We start from the raw sequence: 9,082 nt of genomic DNA on the forward strand, positions 1-9,082 counted from the left end.
GTCCTCGAAAATGTCTTGACTATCGAACCCCTTTTGAGGTATTCTATGAATTATCATCAGACATTGATGCACTTCATTTTTGAATTGGCGGTTTACCAATAATAATCCATCTCCTACTCTATCAATTTTGGACAACAGAAAGAGCAAGAAATAGTAATTATTGGGCAGCAGAGATTATCACTTTTCGAGTACAATTAGAAGATAAGCTCACCACCAATTTAACTAAATTTCTAGAACTAGAGTTAGGGAATATCTATGAAAACGCTCGCTTAATTGCCGAAAAAAAGACAGGATTAAAAAATTTACCGATAATTTGTCCCTACTCTCTGACACAAATTCTTGAGAAACAGTGGTTTCCCGATACAGATAATCAATAAACTCTCAAAAATATGGACTCTCACAACAGTGAACCGATTATAATTGCCGAAGCTGTGGAAAAATGGTACGATAACCGCTTTCATGCGTTGCGGGGAGTCAATCTCACCGTTAATAAACAGGAAGTTGTGGTGATTATGGGGCCGTCAGGTTCAGGAAAATCCACCTTTATTCGCACTTTTAACGGGTTAGAATCCTATCAAAAAGGCCGCATTATTATTGACGGAATAACTGTGTCCCACAACCTGAAAAATATCGAGGCCATCCGTCAGGAAGTCGGGATGGTTTTTCAACAATTTAACCTCTTTCCCCATCTGACGGTATTAGATAATGTCACCCTCGGACCGATGTGGGTGCGCGGTTGTAAAAAAGCGCAAGCGGAGGAAATAGCGACAAAACTCCTCGAAAAAGTCGGTATTCTCGAACAAGCGCTTAAATATCCCCCTCAGTTATCGGGAGGACAACAGCAGCGGGTGGCAATCGTGCGCGCTTTGGCCATGCAGCCGAAGGTGATGTTATTCGATGAACCGACCTCAGCTTTAGACCCAGAAATGGTACGAGAAGTCTTGGAAACGATGCAAAGTTTAGCTAAATCGGGGATGACCATGGTTTGTGTCACCCACGAGGTAGGATTTGCGCGAGAAGTGGCCGATCGAGTGGTATTTATGGATCAGGGTTTAATTTTGGAAATTGCCCCCCCAGCAGAATTTTTTAATCATCCCCAATCCGATCGAACTCAGCAATTTTTAGCAAAAATTCTTTGATTTTCCGGCTCTTCGGGACTTGGTATGGTTCAATAGGGGGGCATAAATCGACTAAATCCTTATCTGGTAAGGGATTTAATTGATTAGTTCGCTCCAGCATAAGACAAACCGAAGAGCCGATTTTCCATGACTTGATGATTAAACCATCTCTTTTTCTGCTTCTACCTCGACTAAAAGGGGAACGAGATTTTCATTTAAACGACCGGCTCTAATTAATTCTGCGTAGGTATTAGCTTCGATATCGAGTAAAGTATCTTGAAATTGTTCGGCTACCACATCTTTTAATTGTGGGTGTTGCTGTAGTAATTTTTGCAACTGATCGCCTAAGGACTTTAATTGTCCTTCCACCAGAGTTTTTTTGTAGCGATAAAATTCGGGATCGATATCGGGAAAACGTTCTGGTTGTTGCAGATAATTAGCAACCCTAGTTAAAGCAATTTGACGAGCAATTAAGGCCGAATATTCGGTGCGAATCGGTTGATCACCAATAAGATCGAGGAAATTTAACAGCCATTGTATAGATAATCCTTGCACCAATAAAGTAAATAAAACCACCCCAAAAACCACGTCAATAATTTCTTGACGGTAGGGGATAGTAGTAGGAACACTTAACGCTAGGGCGATCGAAACCGAACCGCGCAATCCTCCCCACCATAACACCGTTCTTTCCTTAAAACTGATCTGATTGCCCGTAATTAGGTTACTAATTCCCCCTAGTCCAAAAATTGAGAACAGACGGGAAACCACCATAGCGGCGATCGCTATTAAAATCCCGGTTAAATGACTGCCGAGACTCTCAAAACGGGTTTGATCGCCAATCAGTAAAAAGATGATAGAATTGACAAAAAAGGCGATAAATTCCCAAAATTCGCTAACTACCAGGCGCGTACGGGGACTCATACCAATGCGCGAACCGAGATTACCGAGAATAATCCCGACAATTACCACCCCAATCACACCGGATCCGCCTAATTTTTCCGTGACGAGATAGGTTCCGTAAGCAGAAACTAGAGTCAGGGACTGTTCCACAAAAGGCAGATCGAAGCGTTGGGTAAGGTAGGAAATGCCGAAACCGATCACGCAACCGACACCGATCCCAATCCCCACAAAGGTGCAGAAACGAGCGATCGTAACGGGGACGGAAAAGGTATCGACTCCCAAGGGAATCCCTACCAAGAGGACGAAAGCGACCACAGCGACCCCATCATTAAAGAGACTTTCCCCTTCCATCAGGATCGTCAGTTTTTTACTGGCCCCCAATTCTTTAAAGAGGGCAATTACAGAGACGGGATCGGTGGCAGCTAGGGCAGCACCCAACAGAAAAGCGATCGATAGGGGTAAATTGGCAAAAATATGTAGGGGATAGGCGACTCCCAAAACGGAGATAATCACCCCGATAACGGCAAAAATGACGATAGTAACCCAATATTCCTTTAATTTAGCCCAGGGAATATTCCAAGCGGCTTCAAAAAGGAGGGGAGGCAGAAAAATTTCCAGAATTAATTCCGGGGAAAGATTAACTAGACGCAAATCTAAAAAAGCTAAACCCATACCGACAATAACTAACAGCAGGGTGTAGGGAATTTTGCGGAGGAAGGCAACGGTTCTCGATAAAGTGGCGACACTCAAGGAAATGGTCAAAACTAGCAGGAATTGCTCTAAATTATGAGCGATCGCTTCGTTAGCAGTAGATTCTAGGGTCATTATTTTCAGTTATCAGTTATCAGTTATCAGTTATCAGTTATCAGTTATCAGTTATCAGTTATCAGTTATCAGTTATCAGTTATCAGTTATCACAGTTATCAGTTATCAGTTATCAGTTATCAGTTATCAGTTATCAGTTATCAGTTATCAGTTATCAGTTATCAGATTTGAGTTTTTAAGTGTGCAGTATTAAATAGCAGTTTCCTACTGTCTTTTCACTGTTTACTGTTTACTGATCACTGATCACTGAAAAAAGCTCCTAACACCCTAGTCATTCGTTGACTGAGGAGAGATTTTCAAAGCGGAAATGGCCCCTTCTTCTATGGAGGTTTCTGATGTATTCCTTTCCCCACCGAGAGAGGGAGTTTTACCATTGCCAGAACCGCCACTTTTCGGGGGTTTCGAGGAGAGGAATCGGGCCTCGAACTGTTTGATCAGCACATACAACACCGGGACGAGAAATAAACTCAACACCGTGGAAATCAGATAACCGCCTAGGATTGCAGTTCCCAGGGACCAACGACTCATCGCTCCGGCACCGGAAGCGATAACCAAGGGCAAGAAACCGACTAAACCAGAAATAGCCGTCATCAGAATCGGTCTTAAGCGTTCCGTCGAGGCCCGGGCTGCCGCATCGGGAATACTTAAACCCAAAGTACGGGACTGGTTAGCGAATTCCACGATTAAAATCGCATTTTTTGCCGCTAAACCGATCAACATGACCAAAGCCACCTGAGCATAGATATTATTATTCACCGCAGGGAAGAGACTACCCACTTGTAGGAAATTCGCCCGCAACAGTAAGGCCCCCATGGCACCTAGGATCGCTAGGGGAACCGTAATCATGATGATAATCGGGTCGATATAGCTTTCGTACTGAGCTGCAAGGACGAGGAAAACCACGATAAAGGCTAATCCGAAGATAACTGGAGCAGCCCCGGCGGAAGTGTTTTCTTGGAAAGCTGTACCCGTCCAAGCGTAACCGAAACCGGGCTGCAGGACTTTCCGACAAACATCTTCCATCACTGCGATCGCCTGTCCCGTACTAAAACCGGGGGCGGGATTACCCTGAACGTTAATCGAGGGATAGAGGTTAAAGTTAGTGATAATCGGTGGATAGGTGAAGCGTTTGACGCTAACTAAACCCGATAGGGGAATATTGGCCCCGGTACGGGAACGGACGTAAAGACGGTTAATATCTTCAGGATTAGAACGGTAATCCGCTTCTGCTTGGGCAAAGACTCGATACAAGCGATCGCCCAAGACGAATTGGTTGACGAAGTTGGAACCGAGATAGGTTTGCAGGGTAGCGAAAACTGCCTGCATATCGACGTTTTGCGCCTGTAGCTGGTTGCGATTGATGGAAAGTTCCAGCATCGGCGTGTCGGTGGTAAATTGGGTGAAAATTCCCGATAATTCCGGTCTTGTTCGGGCCTCGGCCATGACTTTATTAGCGTTGGCAATCAAAGCGTCCATGGGGAAAGAAGCGCGGTTTTGGATAAATAACTCGAAACCGCCGGTAGAACTTAATCCATCCACGGGGGGCGCATTAACGGCGAAAGCGCGAGCATCTGGGACTTTAGTGGCTAATTGTTGGTTAATTTTCCTAAGAATCCCGAAAACCGACTTATCTTCGCCAGGCCGTTCCGACCATTCTTTTAACTTGACAAAAAATAGTCCTTGGTTGCTGCCAGTTCCGGCAAAACTAAAGCCCGCCATCCCGACAAAGTGATCGATTTCTTCGATACCGTCGAGAATTTCTTCGTTAATCTGACGGATAACCCGGTCGGTGTAGCGCAGGGAAACCCCGGGGGGTGCTTGCACGAGGATAAAGGCATAACCTTGGTCTTCTTCGGGGATAAAACCCTGGGGAGTGGTGCTATAACTCCAAGCTGTGAGAAAGAGGGCGGCAATAAAGAAGGGTAACACCAGAAACCGGATGCGGATCAGAAATTCGATCGAGCTTCGATAGCCCTCTTTAACTGCGTTGAAACCCCGATTAAAGCCCTGGAAAAACAGTCCCAAGGGTCCGTGGGTGCGTTGGGGCGCTTTCATGATAATCGCCGACATGGTGGGGGAAAAACTGAGGGCGTTAAAGGTGGAGATGATAATTGAAGCGGAGATGATGACGGCAAATTGTCGATAAACGATCCCCACCGTACCGGGGAAGAAGGTGACGGGAATAAACACCGCTAGTAGTACAAGAGAACTAGCAATCACCGCCGAGGTTAACTCGCCCATGGCATCAAGGGCAGCTTGAAATGGCCGCATTCCCTGCCGTAATTTTTCCGATACCGCTTCTACGATCACGATGCCGTCGTCCACCACTAAACCGGTGGCCAGAATGACGGCAAACAAGGAGAGGTTATTGAGAGAATAGCCTAAAGCCAGGGCGACGGCCATGGTTCCGATCAAAGATACGGGAATAGCGATCGCCGGAATGATCGTGGTGCGCCAATCCTGAAGGAAGATAAAAATGACGAGAATAACCAGTAAAATCGCCTCAACCAGAGTGCTAAAGGCTTCTTCCAGGGAAGCGGCGACAAAGGCGGTATTATCGAGGGTAATGGCGATATTTAACCCCGGAGGGAAACTTGGTTCTAGTTCCGCCATTTTTTCTTTTACCAGTTTGGCAGTATTCCAAGCGTTGGAACCGGGTAACTGATAGACGATATAGACAACGGCGGGGGATTTGTCGAAATAGGCGGCGGTACTGTAGCTTTCGGCTCCGATTTCTGCGCGTCCTACGTCTTTAATTCGGATTAAATCGCCATTTTCCCCGACTTTGACGACGATATTTTCCGCTTCCTCCCCGGTGGCAACCCTACCAACGGCGCGAATGGCGATCTGGAATTGCTGATCTTCGGGACTGGGATCACCGCCAATTGTCCCTGCACCCACCTGAATATTCTGTTCTCGGATTGCCTGTACTACTTCGACCGCCGATAGCCCCCTAGCGGCTAAAGCATCAGGATTAAGCCAAAAACGCAGGGCGTATTCCCTTTCTCCGATGATTGTTGTACTACCAACTCCCTCGATCCGGCGAATCTCCGCATCGATGACCCGATCGACAAAGTTACTTAAAAAGACCGTATCGTAGGGATAATTGCCCTTTTCGTCCGGTTTGGCGGAAATCCCGTAGGCAAGGGTAACGCTGGGGGATTGGGTATTGGTTGTCACCCCCTGCCGGTTCACTTCTTCCGGTAAACTAGCAGCGGCGGTACTGACACGGTTTTGTACCAAGACTTGGGCAATGTTACGATCCATTTCCACTGGGAAAAAGACATTCACCGTACTTTGTCCGGTGTTGGTACTCTGGGACTGCATATAAACAATCTGTTCTGTCCCGTTAATCTGCCGATCGAGTACCGTGGTAACGTTATCCTGTACGGTTTTGGCATCGGTTCCCAAATAGTTGGCATTTACCGCTACCTGAATAAATGCCAACTGGGGCAGTTTTTCTAGGGGTAAAAAGGGAATAGCGATCGCTCCGAGCAAAACGATTAAAATCGAGCAAACTGTGGTCAGAACGGGTCTTTTAATGAAGGTATCGGCAATACTAAGGATCATAGGGCGTTACTGGTTCATCTTTTCTAGGATAGTCGCTGCGGTGGGAGATTTGCGAGTCAGATAGTTAAATATTAATAGTTTAAAGATGGTATCTAGGATAACGGGAACCGTGGCCACAAACAAGCTAATAAATGTAATATTTTCCCGCCAACCAAAGTGCCGGAACAAAGTTTCTAAGATTACCGTCCACCCCTCCGCCGAGTGAAACCCGACAAATATATCGGTAAAGAGAATAAAGATAAAGGCTTTGGTGATATCATTTAAGCTGAGAAAATAACGACTAACATAGGCTCGCGTAATTGCCAATTGTTGACGACCAAAAATTAAGATTGCAATAAAGGCTATTAATCCGGTAGTATCGGAGAGTAAGTTTTTCCAACCATCTTGACTTTCATAACCCGCTTCTTTGAACAATTCCTGCACCTGTTCCCGAAAATTTTCTTCTGATTCATGCCCTGCTTTTGCTACTCCTAAAACGTGCTTGATTTCTTCAATTTCTTGAAGTCTAGCAAATTCCCTGAGATATTTTTCGCCAATTTCCTGGGAAATATAAACTTCTGATATTTTCGCTCTATCCACACCAAAATAGTTTAAAACAGGGCTAAAAATAAAGTTTCTACTAATAACCTGCACCGAGAGAGGAACTAAAATAATAATCAGAATAAACCGAATAGCAATACGTTGTTGTTGTCGCAGGGTACGGAGTTGTTTAATAACGGTTTGTTCGTATTCGGGGGTTAATTCTTGCCGGAAGTTAAAAAATTTATTACTGGTTGCAGGAGAAATTGTCTGGTTAGTTTTATCGCTAGGGGTATCACCAGTGAGATTCGCTTTAGGCAGATTTGGAGTTTGATTATTCGGTAATGGGGGCAGCAATTCCTCTAAATCTAGGCGATATTTACCAATAATATCCTCGATCGCCTTTAAAGTCTCTAGGATGTTATTATTTTCTGGGTTAGTTTGCGGGTTAAGAAAATTACCCAGACGCACTTGAGTTAAATCGAGACGTATCTGTAATAATTCTCGTTCTAGGGTACTTTGAAAGTAATCATAAACACTTTTTCCTCCCACGGCAGCCGGGGAAATTTTTTGTCCCCCAAAATGTTTATCTTCGATCGCTTTAATTTTCAGCGCTCTCTGATAAGCTGATTCTAAGGCCCCTAAAGAGCGTCTTTCTACCCATTGATTAACTCGATTCCAAGGCACGGCTATAATCCTCCCTTTTCTGTCATCACAAGCACCACGGTAAGCTATCAGCGTTGGCTAGATCTCAGAGAAATATCCATAATATTACATTTTGGGCGCATTGACTACATCCTCCCCATTGGTGAAATACAGAGTTTCTCATCAAGATAAAGTGTAACCTAATTTGTTATCAACAACCGATGACCGACTCCCTAAAACGAAAACTTCCTAGCTCACCATTAAGATAACTGCTCTAATTAAACTTAGCAATAATTTTTAGATATTGAATGTTCCTCTATAAACAAACTGTAAGCATTTCTAAAAACCTCTGGTGTAAATCTATTAGCCTGTTGCCGACAATTTTCTGGATCAATTTTATCACCGTGATCAACAAAATATTTAACCGCTTCCAGCAAGGATTGGGGATTTTGTTCCCCAAAAAGTAATCCTGTTCCCTGGGAAGAATTTTCCCGCAGCTCTCGCACGGTTTCTAAAGCACCTCCGGCAGCAAATGCAATCACGGGAGTACCACAAGCTTGCGCTTCCACTAAAGCAATACCAAAATCCTCACAAGCAGCATAAATAAACGCTTTTGCTTTCGACATATATTCTGCTACTATTCGATCGGACACGGAACCTAAAATCTGAATATTATTCCTCGCTAACTGTCGGATTAAAGACATTTGTGGACCATCTCCAATAACCACTAGGGGTAATCCCAATTGATTAAACGCTTCCACAATTAAAGGGACTTTTTTATAACTAACCAAACGAGAGACTACTAAATAAAAATCTTCTTTTTTCTCTTGGTAGGGAAAACGCTCGATTTGTACGGGAGGATAAATGACTTTTGCCTCCCGTCGATAACAGCGCCAAATTCGTCTAGCGGTGTGGTGGGAATTAGCCAGAAAATAGTCCACACGATTAGCAGAAATCACATCCCACTGACGCAACCCATGCAAGAGATAACGGGTGAAAATACCGGGTAATCCCTGTCCTAACTTACTATTAGCTAGATAGTCAAAAGTTAAATCCCAAGCATAACGCATAGGAGTGTGACAATAACAAATGTGCACCTGATCCGGTCGAATTAAAACCCCTTTAGCCACACAATGGGAGGAGGATAAAATTACATCATAATCCTCTAAATTTAACTGCTCGATCGCTAGGGGAAGAAAAGGTAAGTATTTTTGTACGCCATTTCTCGCTTTCGGGAAATTTTGCAGAAAAGTTGTCCCGATCGAGCGACCATAGAGATAACTATCGGGATTGGTGGACTCAAAATCGATCAAAGCGTATAAATCCGCCTCTAGACATTGTAAAATCTCCCTAACCACTAATTCTGATCCCCCCGTCGCTTTTGGGGTTAACCACTCGTGAACCAGAGCGTACTTCATCGAAAATTTGGGTCTGAAACCCCGTCGTTCTACGACGGCTTTACTGTTAAATATTAACACATTTACGAAATATATGCTAAAATGTGA

Annotated in this window: 6 protein-coding genes and 1 pseudogene; 2 read left to right on the plus strand and 5 right to left on the minus strand. The window is 44.4% G+C overall.

The genetic code is table 11. The features are described from left to right. Window positions 1-92: 92 nt before the first annotated feature. Together BGL89_RS08440 and BGL89_RS08445 are read left to right on the plus strand one after the other, a co-directional pair. Window positions 93-377, plus strand: a pseudogene (locus BGL89_RS08440) (DUF29 domain-containing protein); the annotation flags it as partial. Between the two features lie 12 nt (window positions 378-389). Next, window positions 390-1,139 (plus strand): amino acid ABC transporter ATP-binding protein, encoded by a 750-nt coding sequence (locus BGL89_RS08445; protein WP_271989114.1) that lies wholly within the window; start codon window positions 390-392, stop codon window positions 1,137-1,139. Here the strand turns inward: BGL89_RS08445 and BGL89_RS08450 are convergent. From BGL89_RS08450 to BGL89_RS08470, 5 genes are all read right to left on the minus strand, one after another. Next, a complete protein-coding gene (locus BGL89_RS08450; RefSeq protein ID WP_286825334.1) occupies window positions 1,087-1,278 on the minus strand; it encodes a hypothetical protein in 192 nt (63 codons plus the stop codon). The genes BGL89_RS08445 and BGL89_RS08450 overlap by 53 nt on opposite strands. Beyond that, a complete protein-coding gene (locus BGL89_RS08455) occupies window positions 1,278-2,843 on the minus strand; it encodes a cation:proton antiporter (RefSeq protein ID WP_286825330.1) in 1,566 nt (521 codons plus the stop codon). The genes BGL89_RS08450 and BGL89_RS08455 overlap by 1 nt, the downstream gene beginning before the upstream one ends. Window positions 2,844-3,110: 267 nt before the next feature. Beyond that, entirely contained in the window at window positions 3,111-6,413 is a 3,303-nt protein-coding gene (locus tag BGL89_RS08460) for an efflux RND transporter permease subunit (protein WP_286825331.1), read from the minus strand. A gap of 6 nt (window positions 6,414-6,419) precedes the next feature. Beyond that, window positions 6,420-7,619 (minus strand): proton extrusion protein PcxA, encoded by a 1,200-nt coding sequence (locus BGL89_RS08465; protein WP_286825332.1) that lies wholly within the window; start codon window positions 7,617-7,619, stop codon window positions 6,420-6,422. Window positions 7,620-7,861: 242 nt separating this feature from the next. Next, window positions 7,862-8,995, minus strand: a complete 1,134-nt coding sequence (locus BGL89_RS08470) for a glycosyltransferase (RefSeq protein ID WP_286825335.1) — start codon at window positions 8,993-8,995, stop codon at window positions 7,862-7,864. Between the last annotated feature and the right edge of the window lie 87 nt (window positions 8,996-9,082).

The organism is Microcystis sp. LSC13-02 (assembly GCA_002282935.1).
Taxonomy (GTDB): domain Bacteria; phylum Cyanobacteriota; class Cyanobacteriia; order Cyanobacteriales; family Microcystaceae; genus Microcystis.

Bases quoted from the DNA above. Each gene is read 5' to 3' on its own strand.
- BGL89_RS08470 (WP_286825335.1), bottom strand. From the start codon at position 8,995: ATGAAGTACGCTCTGGTTCACGAGTGGTTAACCCCAAAAGCGACGGGG.
- BGL89_RS08460 (WP_286825331.1), bottom strand. From the start codon at position 6,413: ATGATCCTTAGTATTGCCGATACCTTCATTAAAAGACCCGTTCTGACC.
- BGL89_RS08455 (WP_286825330.1), bottom strand. From the start codon at position 2,843: ATGACCCTAGAATCTACTGCTAACGAAGCGATCGCTCATAATTTAGAG.
- BGL89_RS08445 (WP_271989114.1), top strand. From the start codon at position 390: ATGGACTCTCACAACAGTGAACCGATTATAATTGCCGAAGCTGTGGAA.